15 protein-coding genes are annotated in these 15,482 nt (G+C 53.0%); 7 read left to right on the plus strand and 8 right to left on the minus strand.

The window, feature by feature from the left end; translation table 11 throughout:
* Position 1 precedes the first annotated feature (1 nt).
* Together OGY17_RS08850 and OGY17_RS08855 are read left to right on the plus strand one after the other, a co-directional pair.
* Positions 2-1,429 carry a LutB/LldF family L-lactate oxidation iron-sulfur protein gene (locus OGY17_RS08850; protein ID WP_286606961.1) on the plus strand — a complete coding sequence of 476 codons (1,428 nt, stop codon included), beginning with the start codon at positions 2-4 and terminating at the stop codon, positions 1,427-1,429.
* Positions 1,422-2,117, plus strand: coding sequence for a LutC/YkgG family protein (locus tag OGY17_RS08855; RefSeq protein ID WP_286606963.1), 696 nt, complete (start codon positions 1,422-1,424; stop codon positions 2,115-2,117). The genes OGY17_RS08850 and OGY17_RS08855 overlap by 8 nt, the downstream gene beginning before the upstream one ends.
* A 49-nt stretch (positions 2,118-2,166) precedes the next feature.
* On the opposite strand, the gene gntP is transcribed toward OGY17_RS08855, so the two are convergent.
* Positions 2,167-3,510 carry a gluconate permease GntP gene (gene gntP / locus OGY17_RS08860; RefSeq protein ID WP_003033260.1) on the minus strand — a complete coding sequence of 448 codons (1,344 nt, stop codon included), beginning with the start codon at positions 3,508-3,510 and terminating at the stop codon, positions 2,167-2,169.
* A 261-nt stretch (positions 3,511-3,771) separates the two neighbouring features.
* Here gntP and uxuA point away from each other — a divergent pair, with 261 nt between their 5' ends.
* The 5 genes from uxuA (at position 3,772) to OGY17_RS08885 (ending at position 9,503) form a co-directional block, all read left to right on the plus strand.
* Entirely contained in the window at positions 3,772-4,956 is a 1,185-nt protein-coding gene (gene uxuA / locus OGY17_RS08865) for a mannonate dehydratase (protein WP_032942283.1), read from the plus strand.
* 80 nt (positions 4,957-5,036) lie between these two features.
* Complete coding sequence (locus tag OGY17_RS08870; RefSeq protein ID WP_048236203.1) at positions 5,037-6,512, plus strand: fructuronate reductase; 1,476 nt, start codon at positions 5,037-5,039, stop codon at positions 6,510-6,512.
* Positions 6,513-6,687: 175 nt separating this feature from the next.
* Positions 6,688-7,461: a Uxu operon transcriptional regulator gene (uxuR, locus tag OGY17_RS08875; protein WP_032934226.1), complete on the plus strand. Its 774-nt coding sequence runs from the start codon at positions 6,688-6,690 to the stop codon at positions 7,459-7,461.
* A gap of 631 nt (positions 7,462-8,092) precedes the next feature.
* A complete protein-coding gene (locus OGY17_RS08880; RefSeq protein WP_003830087.1) occupies positions 8,093-8,302 on the plus strand; it encodes a hypothetical protein in 210 nt (69 codons plus the stop codon).
* 193 nt (positions 8,303-8,495) lie between these two features.
* Entirely contained in the window at positions 8,496-9,503 is a 1,008-nt protein-coding gene (locus OGY17_RS08885) for a porin (RefSeq protein ID WP_111466172.1), read from the plus strand.
* Positions 9,504-9,565: 62 nt separating this feature from the next.
* Here the strand turns inward: OGY17_RS08885 and OGY17_RS08890 are convergent, their stop codons facing one another.
* The 7 genes from OGY17_RS08890 to OGY17_RS08920 all read right to left on the minus strand — a co-directional run bounded on the left by OGY17_RS08890 (position 9,566) and on the right by OGY17_RS08920 (position 15,471).
* A complete protein-coding gene (locus OGY17_RS08890) occupies positions 9,566-9,967 on the minus strand; it encodes a hypothetical protein (RefSeq protein WP_032942287.1) in 402 nt (133 codons plus the stop codon).
* A 191-nt stretch (positions 9,968-10,158) separates the two neighbouring features.
* The gene (locus OGY17_RS08895; RefSeq protein WP_286606966.1) at positions 10,159-11,346 is read right to left on the minus strand and encodes an MFS transporter; all 1,188 of its coding nucleotides are present in this window, start codon (positions 11,344-11,346) and stop codon (positions 10,159-10,161) included.
* A gap of 94 nt (positions 11,347-11,440) precedes the next feature.
* Complete coding sequence (locus tag OGY17_RS08900) at positions 11,441-11,692, minus strand: putative Se/S carrier protein (protein ID WP_057067059.1); 252 nt, start codon at positions 11,690-11,692, stop codon at positions 11,441-11,443.
* Positions 11,689-12,456, minus strand: coding sequence for a putative 2-hydroxyacyl-CoA dehydratase activator YjiL (gene yjiL, locus OGY17_RS08905; RefSeq protein ID WP_008786095.1), 768 nt, complete (start codon positions 12,454-12,456; stop codon positions 11,689-11,691). Before yjiL ends, OGY17_RS08900 begins: the two co-directional genes overlap by 4 nt.
* A 9-nt stretch (positions 12,457-12,465) precedes the next feature.
* Entirely contained in the window at positions 12,466-13,617 is a 1,152-nt protein-coding gene (locus tag OGY17_RS08910) for a double-cubane-cluster-containing anaerobic reductase (RefSeq protein ID WP_057067056.1), read from the minus strand.
* Between the two features lie 95 nt (positions 13,618-13,712).
* Complete coding sequence (locus OGY17_RS08915; RefSeq protein WP_020996242.1) at positions 13,713-14,177, minus strand: GNAT family N-acetyltransferase; 465 nt, start codon at positions 14,175-14,177, stop codon at positions 13,713-13,715.
* Positions 14,178-14,190: 13 nt separating this feature from the next.
* A complete protein-coding gene (locus tag OGY17_RS08920; RefSeq protein WP_191235798.1) occupies positions 14,191-15,471 on the minus strand; it encodes a DUF445 domain-containing protein in 1,281 nt (426 codons plus the stop codon).
* Between the last annotated feature and the right edge of the window lie 11 nt (positions 15,472-15,482).

Consider the following 15,482-nt stretch of genomic DNA (forward strand, 5'->3'; position numbering starts at 1 on the left):
GATGTCGATAAAAACCAGCGATGTAGAATTTAAACTGCGTATTCGTCAGCAGATAGAAGATCCGATCATGCGCAAAGCCGTGGCTAATGCGCAGGAGCGTATCGGCGCGAATCGGCAAAAAATGGTTGATGAGTTAGGCCACTGGGAAGATTGGCGCGATCGTGCCAGCCAGATCCGCGATCACGTTCTGAGCAACCTCGACGCTTACCTGTACCAACTCTCCGAGAAAGTGACGGAAAACGGCGGACACGTCTATTTCGCCAAAACCAAAGAAGACGCCACTCGCTACATTTTGCAGGTCGCGCAGAGTAAAAATGCGAAGAAGGTGGTGAAGTCCAAGTCGATGGTGACCGAAGAAATCGGCGTCAACCACGTGCTGCAGGATGCCGGAATCCAGGTGATCGAAACCGATCTCGGGGAATATATTCTGCAGTTGGATCAGGATCCGCCTTCGCACGTCGTGGTTCCGGCGATTCATAAAGATCGCTACCAGATCCGCCGCGTGCTGAACGAACGTCTGGGGTACGACGGCCCGGAAACCCCGGAAGCTATGACCTTGTTCATTCGTCAGAAGATCCGCGAGGATTTCCTCAGTGCCGAAATCGGTATTACTGGCTGTAACTTTGCCGTGGCGGAAACCGGCTCGGTGTGTCTGGTGACCAACGAAGGCAACGCGCGCATGTGCACCACGCTGCCGAAAACGCACATTGCGGTGATGGGCATGGAGCGTATCGCGCCGACCTTTGCCGAGGTGGATGTGCTGATCACCATGCTGGCGCGCAGCGCCGTGGGCGCACGTCTGACGGGCTACAACACCTGGCTGACCGGCCCGCGTGAGGCTGACAACGTTGACGGACCGGAAGAGTTCCATCTGGTGATTGTCGATAACGGTCGCTCGCAGGTGCTGGGCTCAGAGTTTCGCGAGGTGCTGCGCTGCATCCGCTGCGGAGCCTGTATGAACACCTGTCCGGCGTACCGCCACATCGGCGGACACGGCTATGGCTCTATCTATCCTGGACCTATCGGCGCGGTGATTTCTCCGCTGCTCGGCGGCTATAAAGATTTTAAAGACCTGCCGTACGCCTGTTCTTTATGCACGGCCTGTGACAGCGTCTGCCCGGTGCGTATTCCGCTTTCAAAACTGATCCTGCGTCATCGCCGGGTGATGGCCGAGGAGGGCATTACGCCGAAAGCCGAGCGACGGGCGATCAAGATGTTCGCCTATGCCAATAGCCATCCGGGGCTGTGGAAAGTTGGGATGATGGCGGGCGCGCATGCGGCGAGCTGGTTTATCAATGGCGGCAAAACCCCGCTCAAGGTTGGTGCGATTGGTGACTGGATGGAGGCGCGCGATCTGCCTGATGCTGACGGCGAGAGCTTCCGTAGCTGGTTTAAGAAACATCAGGCGCAGGAGAAAAAGAATGGATAACTGTACCGCGTTTTTAAACACCATCGCCCAGGCGCTGGGTCGCCCGCTGCGCTTCGAGCCGCAAGCAGATGCCGCGCCGGTTAACAACTATGCCAACGAGCGCCTGACCGAGCTTAGCCCCGAGCAGCGCTGCTCTGCGTTTATCCAGTTTGCCAGCGAAGTGATGCTGGCCCGCTGCGAACTGACCAGCGAGGACCAGGCCGCAGACGCGGCGCTGCGCCTGTGCGAAGAATTGGGTCAGCAGCCGGTGGTGCTGAGCGGCGACAGCCGGCTGGTGGAGCTGGGCATCACCGAACGCTTGCAGCAGGAATGCCACGCTGTGGTCTGGGATCCGGCGCGTGGTAGCGAAAATATTACCCAGGCCGAGCAGGCGAAAGTCGGCGTAGTGTATGCCGAATATGGCCTGACGGAGTCCGGCGGCGTGGTGCTGTTTTCCGCACCGGAGCGCGGGCGTTCTCTGAGCCTGTTGCCGGAGTCCTCGATTTTCGTGCTGCGTAAAAGCTCCATTCTGCCGCGCGTGGCGCAACTGGCAGAAAAGCTGCATCAGAAAGCACAGGCCGGTGAGCGTATGCCATCATGCATTAATATCATCAGTGGACCCAGCTCGACGGCGGATATTGAGCTTATCAAGGTGGTTGGGGTGCATGGCCCGGTGAAGGCGGTGTATCTGATTATTGAGGATTGTTGAGGCAGGATGGAAAACCGCTCTGGCGCTATAGGCCAGAGCGGTATCGACGTTATGCAATCATGCTGATGATCAACACGATAATCAGGCCAACCACGGAGTTTACCAGCTCCAGCAGACCCCAGGTTTTCAGCGTATCCTTCACCGACAGGTCAAAGTAGCCTTTGAACAGCCAGAACGAAGCATCGTTGATATGGGTCAGGGTGTTGGAGCCGGCCGCTGTTGCCAGCACCAGCAATGCCGGGTCGACGCCCACCAGTTGACCGGTTGCCGGGTCGAGGATCGCTGCGCTAATAATCCCCGCCGCCGTCATGGCTGAGACCACGCCCTGACCCGTTGCCAGACGAATCAGCACGGTTATCAACCACGCCATGATGTAGGGAGAAATATTGCCGTGCGACATCAGCATGCCGATGGTATCGCCGATGCCGGTATCGATAATGGTTTGCTTCAGTACGCCGCCCGCGCCGATGATCAGGATCACCATGGCGATGCTTTTCACCGCGTTTTCAAAGGCGTTCATTACCCACTGCATGTCGTGACCGCGCGCGGTACCAAACAGCACGAAGGCGACAACCATGGCGATAAACATTGCAATCGGCGAGGAGCCTAAGAAGTTGACCACTTCCCACGCCTGCGTCCCTTTCACCAGCCAGATGTTGGCGATGGTGGTGGAGATCATGATGATCGCCGGGATCAGCGGCACCAGAATAGACACGCCGAAGGACGGCAGGTTGTTCTGGTCAACCGGTACGTCGGCTTTCATGAATGACGGCGTTGGACGATCGAGGTTGCCGAGGAATTTCGGCAGGATAAGTCCGGCGCAGATCACGCTCGGAATGGTCACCAGGATACCGTAGATGTAAACCATGCCCATGTCAGCGCCGTAGGCGTTAACCAGCGCGACCGGACCCGGCTGCGGTGGGAACAGTGAGTGAGCGGTGGTGGCGGCGGCAACCGCAGGAATCGCCAACTTAAGGAACGGGATCTTCGCTTCCGCGGCAATGACGATCACCAGCGGTGCCAGCATAATAAACGCCACTTCATAGAACATCGCCAGGCCGAAGATCAGACCAATAATGATCACCGACAGCTGCACGTAACGTAGACCGAGTCGCGCCAGCAGCGTATGGGCAATCTGATGCGCCGCGCCGGAGTCAACCATCAGCTTACCGATGACTGCCCCGAATACTACGATAATCGCCAGCTCACCCAGCGTGCTGCCAAAGCCGGATTTCATGGTATGCAGCAGTTCCATTAAATCCATTCCCGCCAGCATACCGACCGAGAGTGCCGCCAGCAGCAGGGCGACCATCGAGTTTATTTTGAATCTTAAATTGAGCACCAGCATCAGGCCGATGCCGAATACAACCCACAGAATATTGAGAACGTGCATATAACGTCTACCTTACTTTGGTTGAACTATTATGATTTTGGTTGAGATGTTACATATATTGGTCAACCTATGATGCGATGGATGTCACATTGCGTTACATGTTTACATTAATACTGGGTTGTATGGCCGTTCATTAGCGGTATGGTCAGCAGATATCGTGATTTGGTTAACCAATTCATCGCTTCAGGTTGACATGTAATACCAAAAGGAGGAATTTATGTGCCATATCGTCGAGTCCATAACGTAAACGAGGAATAAAACATGGAACAGACATGGCGCTGGTATGGTCCTAACGATCCGGTCACCTTAGCGGATGTGCGTCAGGCGGGTGCAACGGGCGTTGTCACTGCCTTGCACCATATCCCGAACGGGGAAGTGTGGACGGTTGATGAGATCCTAAAACGCAAAGCCATTATTGAGCAGGCGGGCCTGGTATGGTCGGTCGTCGAAAGCGTACCGATCCACGAAGACATTAAAACCCGTTCCGGCAACTATCAGCAGTGGATTGCCAACTACCAGCAAAGCCTGCGTAACCTGGCCGAGTGCGGCATTCGTACCGTGTGCTACAACTTTATGCCGGTTCTCGACTGGACCCGTACCGACCTGGAATACGTCCTGCCGGACGGCTCCAAAGCGCTGCGTTTCGATCAAATTGAATTTGCCGCCTTTGAGCTGCATATCCTCAAACGCCCTGGCGCGGAAGCGGACTACACCGCCGAAGAGATTGCGCAGGCGAATGAACGCTTCACCACCATGAGCGAAGAAGACAAAGCACGTCTGACCCGCAATATCATCGCCGGTTTGCCGGGCGCGGAAGAGGGCTACACGCTCGACCAGTTCCGCCAGCATCTTGAACGCTATAAGGATATCGATAAAGCTGCGCTGCGTGAGAATTTTGCCGTCTTCCTGAAGGCGATTATTCCTGTAGCAGAAGAGGTCGGTGTGCGCATGGCGGTACACCCGGACGATCCGCCGCGCCCAATCCTTGGCCTGCCACGCATTGTTTCCACCGTGGAAGACATGCAGTGGATGGTCGATACGGTCAACAGCATGGCGAACGGTTTCACCATGTGTACCGGCTCCTACGGCGTTCGTGCGGATAACGACCTGGTCGACATGATCAAACAGTTTGGCCCGCGTATTTACTTCACCCATTTGCGCTCCACGCTGCGTGAAGATAACCCGAAAACCTTCCATGAAGCGGCGCATCTAAATGGCGACGTTGACATGTACGAAGTGGTGAAAGCGATCGTTGAGGAAGAACAGCGCCGTAAAGCCGAGGGCAAAGAGGATCTGATCCCTATGCGCCCGGACCACGGTCACCAGATGCTTGACGACCTGAAAAAGAAAACCAACCCAGGTTACTCCGCGATTGGTCGCCTGAAAGGCCTGGCGGAAGTGCGTGGCGTTGAGATGGCTATCCAGCGCGCTTTCTTTAGCCGCTAAAGCAGTGTTGCCGGTCGCCTGTCTGGCCGGCTTTTTTCTTTTCTCTCCGTTGGTATTTCCGACGGGATCTGGAGTTCACGATGACAACGACAATTGCCAATAGCAACCTGCCGGTTGCACGCCCTGCATGGGACAGCTCTCGTCTGCAATCCCGCATTGTTCACCTGGGATGCGGCGCTTTTCACCGCGCGCATCAGGCGCTGTACACCCACCATCTGCTGGAAACCACCGACAGCGACTGGGGTATCTGTGAAGTTAACCTGATGCCGGGTAATGACTGCATACTGATTGAAAACCTGCGCAAGCAGCAATTGCTGTATACCGTGGCGGAAAAAGGCGCGGACAACACCGTGCTGAAAGTGATCGGCTCGATGAAAGAAGCGCTGCACCCGGAGCTTGACGGCTGTGATGGTATTTTACAGGCCATGGCGCGCCCGCAGACGGCAATTGTCTCGCTGACGGTCACGGAAAAAGGCTACTGCACCGATGCTGCCAGCGGCCAGTTAGATCTCAATAACCCGCTGATTAAACACGATCTGGCAAATCCAGCCGCGCCGAAATCGGCGATTGGTTACATCGTACAGGCGCTGCATCTGCGTCGTGAGCAGGGGCTGGCGGCCTTTACCGTGATGTCCTGCGATAACGTGCGTGAAAATGGGCATGTGGCGAAAGTCGCGGTGCTGGGCCTGGCGCAGGCGCGTGACCCGCAGCTGGCGCAGTGGATTGAAGCAAACGCCACTTTCCCGTGCACCATGGTAGACCGCATTGTTCCGGCGGCAACGCCAGAAACGTTGCAGGAGATTGCCGACCAGTTGGGCGTTTACGATCCGTGCGCTATCGCCTGCGAACCGTTCCGCCAGTGGGTGATTGAAGACAACTTTGTTAACGGTCGCCCTGACTGGGACAAAGTCGGCGCACAGTTTGTTGCCGACGTAGTACCGTTTGAAATGATGAAACTGCGCATGCTCAACGGCAGCCACTCTTTCCTCGCTTATCTGGGCTATCTCGGCGGTTATGAAACCATCGCTGACACCATGACCAATCCAGCATACCGCAAAGCGGCGTTTGCGCTGATGATGCAGGAGCAAGCGCCAACGCTGTCGATGCCGGAAGGTACCGATCTCAACGCCTACGCGACGCTGCTGATCGAGCGTTTCAGCAACCCATCTCTGCGCCACCGTACCTGGCAGATTGCGATGGACGGCAGCCAGAAACTGCCACAGCGTCTGCTGGATCCGGTGCGTCTGCATCTGCAAAACGGTAGCGGCTGGCGTCATCTGGCACTGGGCATCGCGGGCTGGATGCGCTACACCCACGGTGTGGATGAACAGGGGCAGGTCATTGATGTTGTCGACCCAATGCAGGCCGAATTCCAGCGCATTAACCAACAGTTCCAGGGAGCCGAACGCGTGACGGCTCTGCTGGGGTTGAGCGGCATTTTTGGTCATGATCTGGCGGAAAACGCCGACTTTGTTGCGACGGTTACCGCGGCGTATCAACAGCTGTGTGAACACGGCGCACGCGAGTGTGTTGCAGCGTTAAGCGCTGACGCATAACCTCCCAGGTATGACGGGTCAATCAAAATACTAATTTGGTTGACCCGTTTTCTGTTTTTGGCTTCCCGCAAATGCTATAGTTCAGGCGAAAAAACGTTATTGGTAGGCCGGATAAGGTGTGCGCAGTCATCCAGCCTCCGGATTCTGAATTGACGCATCTGACGGACATAACACGATGAAATCAAACACTTCTCAGCAAAGACCCTATCAGGAAGTGGGTGCAATGATCCGCGATCTGATTGTCCAGACGCCGTACCTGCCTGGTGAGCGCTTGCCGCCGGAGCGTGAAATCGCCGAGAGACTCAATGTCACTCGCACGGTGGTGCGCGAAGCGTTAATCATGCTGGAAATTAAAGGTCTGGTGGACGTGCGTCGTGGCGCCGGGATCTACGTACTCGACAATGCAGAAGCTCAGACTATCGACAGTTCGGATGTGAATCATTGCAATGATGCAGGCCCGTTTGAGCTGCTCCAGGCGCGACAGCTGCTGGAAAGCAACATCGCCGAATTTGCCGCGCTGCAGGCCACCCGCGAAGATATCGTCAAAATGCGCCAGGCGTTGCAACTGGAAGAGCGGGAGCTGGCCTCCAGCGAACCGAACGGTTCTGAAAGCGGTGACATGCAGTTCCATCTCGCTATCGCCGAGGCCACGCATAACAGCATGCTGGTGGAGCTGTTTCGCCAGTCATGGCAGTGGCGCGAGAACAACCCGATGTGGATCCAGCTTCATAGCCATCTCGATGATACCCACTATCGTAAAGAGTGGATGGGCGACCATAAACAGATCCTGGCGGCGTTAATCAAAAAGGATGCCCGCGCGGCCAAGCTGGCGATGTGGCAGCATCTGGAAAACGTCAAACAGCGCCTGCTGGAGTTTTCAAATGTTGATGACATCGACTTCGATGGCTATCTATTTGACTCCTGGCCGCTGGATAAAGTTAACGCTTGATTTTACCACCTCTCATGCGGGCTGTTCCGGCCCGCTCAGCATTGCATAGCAACCTTTCTTTTCACGTCTTAAACCTCATGTAAAAAATGGTTTCCATAGTCTTCAATGATCATTTTTTCGCTGCCCCTGTGTGATGTAATTTGATTTTCATCAATTAAAAACAACTTAATTTCGCATGCGAAAAAATGCGCTATTTACCTTATCTTTACCTTTTCGTGCTTATTTTTAGACAAAACAGGCCAGCATTAAGTGAGAATCAAAGTGATTCCCGTAGTGCTTTGGGTGCGATCTCTTTGCATAACAATACATAAAAACAAGCAGTTCGCGTAAAAGTAGACATTAATAACGGTGCGTAACTTATTGGCTGTAATGATGTTTTGATTGCTTATGCTGATTTTTGTCAATGCCTCATGTGTTTTTAATCAAATGAATAAAAATGAATATATGTAAAGTTAAAATTACACATTATTCTATAAACAAGTTATCTTTCACTTGAAATATCGTTCCATTTTACCTTGTTTTATTAACAGTTTTATTACGATTGTGAATGTTTTTTACCGTTGACATGTTTTTACACTGACTGCATATTTCATCGCCATAAGCGTCTTATTGCGTTCAGGAGATGATGACGATGCCTTCTCGAGATTATCCCGATATCCGAAAAGCCAGGGGTACCCGATCTAAAGATATGGTTCTTTTAAGTGCCCGTGTTGATACTTCTCTGTGGGAATATGTCCGGACGCTGGCATTTGAAACGCGAAAAAGTAAACAAGATATTATCGCTGAGGCGTTAATGTTACATCGCTCTATTAATGAGAGCACAAGCGAAGAATCTAAGTAATTACTCTCTGTTCGGGTTTTATTTAAAACCCAAAATTGAAATAGGTCTTGCCACTTCATTATTGCCTTTATTGGTATATTTTTTCGGTGTGTTATTGGTGTTTCCCCTTATCTGGAGGGGACTTTTTTATGTGGGCATTCCGCCTTCATAACAAAGTTGATAGCAAAATTCACAATTAAAAGTGAGTAATAACATGAAAAAGTCAGTAGTGGCATTAGCTGTAATGGCATTAGGGGTAACCTCCGTTCATGCAGCGGAAATTTATAATAAAGATGGCAACAAACTGGATCTGTACGGCAAAGTCAAAGCGGTCCACTCCTGGACTGACGGCACCGATGCTGACGGCACCTACGCACGTCTGGGTTTTCGCGGTGAGACTCAAATCAACGATCAACTGACTGGCTATGGTCAGTTTGAAAGTCAGTTTGATGCCGCTAAAGCAGAAGGTTCTCAGAATGGTGTTAATACACGTCTGGCGTTTGCTGGTCTGGATTATGGCCATGACGTTAGCTTTGACTACGGTCGTAACTACGGTATCGCTTACGACGTGGGAGCTTACACTGACACTCTTTCAGAGTTCGGCGGTGACTCCTATGAAAATACTGACCGCTTCCTTACTACACGCACTTCTGGCGTTGCAACACTCCGCACCAAAAATCTGTTTGGTGCCGTTGATGGCTTGAGCCTGGGCGCGCAATATCAGGGTCAGGATGATTCCGATAAGGATCCGACGAAACAGCACGGCAATGGCTACGGCTTCTCCCTGGGCTACGACAATATCGCTGATTCCGGCGTATCTGCCATTGCAGCCTACACCAACAGTTCTGTGACTGCTCAGCAAAAACAAAATGGTTGGGATGGCGAAAACGCAGAATTCTGGGGTGCTGGCCTGAAATATGATGCAAACGCTATCTACGTTGCGACCATGTACGGCGAATCCCACAACCTGATTCAGGATGCGGACAAAGCGCAGCACTTTGAAGCGATGGCGGCCTATGTGTTTGATTTTGGTCTGCGTCCGAACGTGGCATACGTTCATGCACGTGACAACAACAACACTGATCTGACCGAATACGTTGCGCTGGGCACAGACTACTACTTCAACAAAAACATGGTTGCTGATGTGGGTTACAAAATTAACCTGCTCGATGGCAAAGACGGCGACAATCAGGTTGTTGCGGGTCTGACCTATCAGTTCTAAGTAGTTATACTAGTACGAAAAAGGCGTCTTGGTTAAGACGCCTTTTTTACATCTGTTGGAGTTTAAACCGGCTGGCTTTCTTTCATCTGTACACCGCTAAACAGCCATTGCCAGATGCCCACTTTTACCCATGCGACCACGCAGAGGATCAGATAAAAAAGCGGATTATGGGTAATGGTAACGCGCATGACTTCCATTAAATCCACATGCAAATTTCCGGCAATTGCCATATTGATAACAAAAATAGAGGCTACCGCGCTGGCCAGTAAAATAAGTATGGCATGTAACTTTGTTATCTCTGGTAACTTGCCAGAGGCCCATTGCCATAAGAATGTTGTTGATAACAGGAAGATAATAAACAATCCCAGTGCGCCAAACAGGCCAAAGTCTTTATAATCCTTTAGCGTGCCAATTAAACCCGCCAAAATAATTAACCCCAGTAGTATTTTTTTAAACCACGACATGTGCCTTTCCCGAAGATGGTGTTGATGTTGAATTAACATGTCCATTTTTACGCATTTTAAATTGAGTTTATAAATGAACAGCCGGGAATTATAAATTGTCTGGCGGGTAATTGCCGATTATTTGCGGTTTATTAAATGCTGACATTTAATTGCGGACTAATCCGAATATAACTTCTTTAGATGTTTGCCGTTTATACTCTTTTGGGCGAGGCGAAACGCTGTTTGTATAATTGCGTGAGGCTGATAAGCGCCGCAATAAACAACGCGACCGCGCCGCACACCGTGGCGTTAACGATCGCCTGTGCGCCGCTTCCCAGCAGGCTGGTTAATAGCGGACCAAGTATTTGTCCAATGCCGTAAGTCAGAGTGACCAGGCCCAGCAGATTAATATTGCGCGGCACGCTTAGTTGACGGGCAAGCGGCATCACCAGTGAAGTAGTTCCCATAAACGTTGCGCCAAACCCCATGCTGCTTATCACCAGCAGCGGCAAGGAGCCGCTGGCGAGCGTCATGACCACGCAGGCGCTTTGAATCAGCAAATTCGCCGTCAGGCATTGCAATACTCCCCAGCGTCGGGCGGCCCACAGCCAGGCGAAACACCCCGGAATTATCGATATGCCGACCAGCGACCAGAGATGGGCAGTCAACAGCGGCGAACCGGCACTTTTCGCCATTAGCGGCAGGTAGGTGGCGACAATGATGTAGCCAAATCCGGCCAGCCCGTACAGTAGCGCCAGCAGCCACCAGGACATAGGCTGATACTCTGTTTTTACCGGGGCCGCAGCGGGGAGCACGTGATCGCGAGATGGCAGGAGTATAACCAGTAGCACGAAGAACAGAGCCGAGGCTGCCGCTGCGCCCAGCCAGAGCGTGTGCGATGAAAGCGCAAAATGCAGACCGCTAATGACATATTCATTGCCCAGCAAAATACCTGCACCAACGCCGGAGAACAACGCCGCGATCACGAAGGGATGCCGGGTATGATGCAGAACGATCATTGAGCCAAAGATCATCATACCGGCACTGGCGACGCCCGCCAGAAAGCGGATCAGCATCACCAGCGCGGGCTGCGTTAAGCTTGCCATCGCCAGAATCAGCCCTGCGGTAGCGAGCGCGGACGTTAGCAGCATCGGGCGTAAGCGTGAGGGAAGATGGAAGAGCCCGAAGGAGAAGAGCAGGCTTCCTGCCAGATACCCGGCGTAGTTGGCGCTGGCAATCCAGGAGAGTTGGTCAAATGTAAATTGACCTTCCGACAGCAGCACCGGCAGCATTGGCGTATACAGAAAGCGCCCAATTCCCATACCCAGTGTTAAGACCAGCATGCCAAAAAGCGCGACGCTGATGGCATGACGATTTGAATCTGGGCTTCCCTGGGACATACGGACTCTCATTTCGCGCTGTTAGCTGATAATTGTTATATTACATGTGTAAATGATAATGAAAAGTAAAATAAAAATAAGTCCCCTGGCACGTTCAGGAAGGAGGAAAAGTGGCAAGGCAGCGCCAGTCTCCGTTTTCAAGACGGTAGATAGATTCGGTATGACCCGCAATTATCCACTCATCCTCCTTGCCAGCAACACAGTCGATGTAAATGCACAGCCCGCAGCCACCGCGTAGCTCGCGGGGAATATCTGCCACCCGAAAGCACATACCCGCAGCCTGTAGCGCTTTACGCGTTTTGATGACGCCGAGGGTAGTATGAAACAAGAACAGTGTTTCCTTCACTCACGTTTCCCCTGACGCTGACCAATTAACGCGGCCCCAATCGCCCCAGCAAACTGCGCGTCGGGATGCGTGTGTACGGGAATGCCAATGTGGCCTTCAAGCATACGAGCAAAGGCGTGACAGTGGCTTACTCCCCCGGTAAATAACAGTGGAGCCTGCCCTGAAAGCCGTCCGATGAAATTCGCGCTGCGTCGGGCCATCGCGTTGATCACACCCGCTAAAATGGTCTCCGGCGCGACACCCGCAGAGCGCAGGCTGATAACCTCTGACTCGGCAAAAACCGTGCACATGCTGGTGATGGCATGTGGTTCGACGCCAGCGGTAATCGCATCTAACTGCTCTACGCTGGCGCCGAGCGTGCGTGAGATGACTTCCAGAAATCGTCCGGTCCCAGCCGCACATTTGTCGTTCATCAAGAAATCGCTGAGGTTACCATCATCATCTAGCTGGATGACTTTACTGTCCTGACCGCCGATATCAATCACTGTGCGGGTACCGGGAGCCAGCAAGCGTGCCCCCAGTCCGTGGCAGGAAATTTCAGTGACCTGTTTGTCAGCATAATCCACGAGCTGCCGTCCGTAGCCAGTGAGGGTTAAAAATGGTCTAACGTCCAGCCCCGCCTGCAGTGTTTCCCATGCCTGCGCGATTGCTTCGGCAGGGCGAAAAGGTGTTGGGCAGAGAAAGCGACGTCTGATGACGTTACTTTCCAGCAAAATACCTTTAGTCGCTGTGGAGCCGGAATCTATCCCTATTGAGTATGTCATCCCTGTTCCTCACAACATTTCAATGAACGCGGCGACACGAGTGCTAAGCTGGCCGATATCCGCGCTGGAGTAGTCAGTTTCAATGGCGATGTAGGGAATGTTGTGCTGTTGGCGGACGTGGCGTTTGATGGCGAGTGATTCAACGGCGTAAGTGTGGCAAGCCTGTAAAATGACATCGACGACGCCGTCAGCCTGGTACTCTTCAACCATTTGGCTGAGCATTTTCAGACGTTGATCGTTAGGGGAAATACATGAGCAGCCGATGGCGAGGTATTTATCGGTCAGCGCGTCGTAGACGTCGCCAGTTTCCTCCACGCACTGTTCAGTGGCTTTCGCCCCGGTGCAGTTTTCATAGCCCACCACCCAACCGCCGTTTTCTTCAATGGCACGAACCACTTTTTCTGCCGCGCCGCCGATGGGGCAGCCGGTTATCAGTATGCGTGGACGCGACGCCAGACGTTTCCCGGCCTGCCATTCCTGATGTACCCGCTCGGCCATGCTATTAAGCTCGTCGATCAGTGCTGCTTTATCAAAGCGGAAGGTTGCACCGTAGACGACTTTCAGAATGTCACTGCCGCTGAGTGCGGGTGGGTTGAGCTGACCAACGCGGTAGAAGTTTGCCAGTGCACGACGTTCCTGGTTTTTTAGAATAACAGCTTCACGTAGCGCAGTTTCGGTAATCGGGGTGCCAAAACGGGCTTCGATAACCTGCTGCAAACGCAGGATCTCGGCTTTCCACAGCGCCCGTGAAGCCGCATCACTGGTGCTGTTGGGCAGTTGCATCACATGTACCGCTTTAAATTCAGCCATGTACTCGTACATCTTCTTTTTACCATCGCAGGTCGTTTCGCCCACCACCAGGTCAGAGAAGTAGAAGTACGGACATTTATCCGTTTTACCAAACCCGTAGCTGCTTTTGATCAGCGGACACAGGTTACGTGGCAGATCTTTTTCGGCCTCTTCAATGGTTTCATCAGAGGTTGAGCATAGCGAAACGACGACCGCACCTGCCGCCATCGCTATCTCCTGTGGCATAAAGGTGCAATAGGTTCCAACGAGCGGGATACCCTGCTCTTTAAGATCCATTACGGTGAGAAAACCTTTCTGACGGGCGTCGGAGAATTGATTAAAAATGGCGGGTAAATCGGTGATTAGCGACATGATTTTCCTTCCCCGTAACACGGGAGACAGTAAAAAGACGTCGCATTATAACCCTGCAATTTATCTGGCTTTATTGATGTACAACAATTGCGCGCTTACAGATTACGGCTGTAGACCCGTGAGACTTCCCCCCACGGATGATAGCCCGGCCCGTCAAAGTAAAATCCCGCTTTCTCGTATAAACCTTCCAGGTCAGTACACAAATGAAGCCGCATAAAGCCTAACTGTCTGGCCTGCTGCGCAATATGTTCAATCAGGCGAAACGCCAGACCGTGACCACGATAGCGAGGATCGATATAGAGTGCGCATAGCCACGGCCACAGTTCGCCGCGACTGATAAAATCATTGGTGATCAATCCGGCGCAGCCAACAATGCTGTCGCCGTCCTGCATCCAGTACCACTGCGGTAGCGGGTTCTTTGCGCCAATACAACGATGCAGTGCATCCTCGTAAACTCTCATGGAGTCTTCTGAGGCCCATTGTTGCTGAAAGTAAGCGGTGACCTCGTGCAGTTTTTCCGGTGTTTCGCGCAGGGAAAAAATGCGGATGTTCATCGTCATTGAATTTTTCTCCTTAAAAATTCGCCAGCGTCAGCAGGGAAGGAATTTGCGACAACAGATATAACACCAGCCCAATAGAACCGCCAACCAACGTGCCGTTGACGCGGATAAACTGCAAATCTTTACCGATGTTCAGCTCGATTTGCTGTGACATATCGCGTGCATCCCAGCTTTTCACCGTGTCGCTAATGTGGCGCGTCAGGAAGGTGGCGAACTCTGGCGCCACTTTATGTGCGGCCTGCTCCAGATGCCCATTCAGTGAGGCGCGCAGGGCGCTGTCGGCTACCAACGTTTCGCCGAACCACTGCCCGGCGCTGACGATACGCTGCTTTACGCGGGAATCATCGGCGTTAATGTCGGTTTTCACCCACTGACGCAGGTCTGCCCACAGCTCGCCAAGATAACGGTTGAAGGCTTCATCTTCTTTCAGATAGCTTTTCAGGCTTTCGGCCCGCACGGCCATCTCCGGATCGTGTTTGAGCTTATCGATGAGCTTAAACGTGGCGCGATCGAAGGCATGGCGGATCTGATGTGCGCGATCGTGGCTGATGTCATCCAGCAAGGAGTTAACGGCATCAGACACCAGCTCGGCGCTGTGCTCGCCCAGCCATTCGGTTGGCAGGATCTTCGCTTTCAGCGGATGTTCGGTTTCCAGCCAGTGCACGACCTGTCTGGCGATAAACGCTCGCGAGCTGTCGCGCTGGAGCAGGGCGATCAGTTGGGCGATCAGCGTGTCGAGCAGCACCTGATGGCGATTGTTTTTGGTCATGCTTTCCAGCATTAGCGCGCTGGTACCGGAGAGATCGACCTTGTCGATGGCCTTGTGCACCGCCCGCTTGATCAGCCGTTGAATGCGCGAGTCGTCGGTCAGTTCGAGAAAACCACTCATGATCTGCAGCAGATGCTGGCCAATACGCTGGGCGTTTTCCGGCTGGCTGAACCAGTTGCCGATCAACAGCGCCGGTTCATGGCGGCGGATCAGCGCGACCAGCGACTGGGTATCGAGAAATTTTTCCTGCACAAACTGACCGAGGTTTTCGCCGATCCGATCCTTATTGCGCGGGATAATCGCCGTGTGCTGCGAGATAAACGGGATCGGCACCCGGCGAAAAAGCGCCACCACGGCAAACCAGTCCGCCAGCGCGCCCACCATCGCCGCTTCGGCGATCGCTTTGATCCCCAGTACCCAGAAATTAGGCGGCAGAAAAAGCGTGATGACGAAGGTGGCAGCGGCAATCAGCAGCAATGAGAGCGCCAGTCGCTTGGCGCGTTTGAGTTCAGCAATTTTATTCATAGGCTTAAGGA

The organism is Citrobacter sp. Cpo126 (genome assembly GCF_030332445.1).
GTDB classification, from domain to species: Bacteria; Pseudomonadota; Gammaproteobacteria; order Enterobacterales; family Enterobacteriaceae; genus Citrobacter; species Citrobacter portucalensis.